Source organism: Paraferrimonas sedimenticola (assembly GCF_002282855.1).
GTDB classification, from domain to species: domain Bacteria; phylum Pseudomonadota; class Gammaproteobacteria; order Enterobacterales; family Shewanellaceae; genus Paraferrimonas; species Paraferrimonas sedimenticola.
This window is the reverse complement of sequence record NZ_NRIR01000020.1, coordinates 1-1,649: the sequence shown is the minus strand read 5'-3', so window position 1 is coordinate 1,649 and position 1,649 is coordinate 1. Positions and strand designations below refer to the sequence as shown.

At 44.1% G+C, this 1,649-nt stretch carries 3 protein-coding genes; 1 reads left to right on the top strand and 2 read right to left on the bottom strand.

What is annotated here, in order from left to right:
• The first annotated feature begins 111 nt into the window (after positions 1–111).
• A complete protein-coding gene (locus tag CLC93_RS17550) occupies positions 112–735 on the top strand; it encodes a tyrosine-type recombinase/integrase (RefSeq protein ID WP_095507287.1) in 624 nt (207 codons plus the stop codon).
• 78 nt (positions 736–813) lie between these two features.
• On the opposite strand, the gene CLC93_RS17545 is transcribed toward CLC93_RS17550, so the two are convergent.
• Complete coding sequence (locus CLC93_RS17545; protein ID WP_095507286.1) at positions 814–1,236, bottom strand: helix-turn-helix domain-containing protein; 423 nt, start codon at positions 1,234–1,236, stop codon at positions 814–816.
• Positions 1,236–1,547: a type II toxin-antitoxin system HigB family toxin gene (locus CLC93_RS17540; protein WP_095507285.1), complete on the bottom strand. Its 312-nt coding sequence runs from the start codon at positions 1,545–1,547 to the stop codon at positions 1,236–1,238. The genes CLC93_RS17545 and CLC93_RS17540 overlap by 1 nt, the downstream gene beginning before the upstream one ends.
• Positions 1,548–1,649: the final 102 nt, after the last annotated feature.

Genomic DNA, 1,649 nt, shown 5'->3' with positions numbered 1-1,649 from the left:
AACGGCAGCTAAGGGCCAAATCCAACTAGTCGCCCCGAGAGCTGCAATATCTCTATAGGCCAACGCTGCTAACTCATACTTGATCACGCCCCCTCTCAATGGAGTCGTATCATGTATGCACTAATACCATACCCTAAGAAGCCAGCCTGGAACAAAGGTAAGCTCGTCGGCCAGAAACTACCGCTCAAGCTAGAAGAAATTTGGGCGATCAGAATAAGGCTTGAGCTAGAGCAGCAGGTTCGAAACCTGGCGTTATTCAACCTAGCGATTGACAGTAAACTTCGGGCTTGTGACTTAACCACTCTTAAAGTTAAAGATGTTTGTACAAGCCAAGTTGTGCAACCTAGGGCTTCTGTTATTCAGCAGAAAACAGGTCGGCCTGTCCAGTTTGAACTAACGCGAAAAACTCGCCATGCCGTATGTAATTTGATAGCCAGAGACCGCCTAACGCCCCAAGATTTCTTGTTCAAAAGTAGGGTTAGTTCCTCTGAGCACCTATCGACAAGACAATATGCTCGAATCGCCAATAATTGGTTCAAAATGATCGGGTTGGAGCCAGCTCTGTATGGGACCCACTCCTTAAGACGGACTAAAGCTTCGTTGATTTACAAAAGGACGAAAAATATTCGTGCAGTTCAGTTACTGCTTGGACACACAAAGCTCGAGAGTACAGTGAGGTATCTGGGAATCGAAGTGGATGATGCTCTAGAAATGGCCGAGCAGACTGAGTCGTAACTAATTGGTTGTCGGGTTGCTTACTAAAGCGCTAATGCGTTCGGCAATCGCAGTAATTAACCCGACAGCAATTTCAAACTACTGATGAAAGAAGACTGATGGTGCCACTTTGAAACGAGCAGAAAGCGCTTGAATATGATCTCGCGTTAAGTTTCTTGAACCGTTAAGAACCATGGATACTAAGCTTTTTCCGCCGAGTTCTTCCTTAAGATCTTCGGCTTTAAGTTGGTATTGATCCATAAGGGTACGAAGAACCGCAACACCGTCATCAAGGGCTTCAACTTTCCGATTAAACTCTTCAAATTCTTCCGCCTCGTTTTCCCATTTCTCAATAGAGACAGCAAGAATCTCAATCAGCGGACGATAGGTATCGTAATCGTCAAACAGCTCATCGATTAGTTCCAAAGCCTGTTCATACTCAGCTTCGCTGTTTATGTGGCTCACAAAGCCAACCTCAGAAAATAGATCAGCTGCTTTTTCTTTAACACGAGTGAAGTCCATTAGTCGGCCTCCTTTGCGTACCTTTTACAAAGCTTGTCGTATTCGGCATGCGGCACAATGTGCTTTACATACATTCGGTTGTCTCTAAATTCGATGAAAGCAATTAATCGCAAATTGTTTCCACCGATATCGATAACCCACCATTTGTCTTTGTATTTGAAGTTATCCAAACTTGGAAAAAGAGCTCTGAGTGCATCAGGAGAATCAAAATCTCCATTTCTTAGTGACTTATATACCGCTTCAATAGCGGTTGCATCATTGGGGTACTTCTTCGCCGCATCATTGAACGGCTTTCTTGATATAACGTGCACAGCTGGCTCCAAGTTCACAACATGTGAACCTTACCACGACCAAGTATAGTTCACAAGATGTGAACTCACACAATTTTTAGAGGAAACTGCTCAATGGCAGCT

Excerpts from the sequence above, each read along its gene's own strand:
- CLC93_RS17550 (WP_095507287.1), top strand. The coding sequence starts at position 112 with ATGTATGCACTAATACCATACCCTAAGAAGCCAGCCTGGAACAAAGGT.
- CLC93_RS17545 (WP_095507286.1), bottom strand. The coding sequence starts at position 1,236 with ATGGACTTCACTCGTGTTAAAGAAAAAGCAGCTGATCTATTTTCTGAG.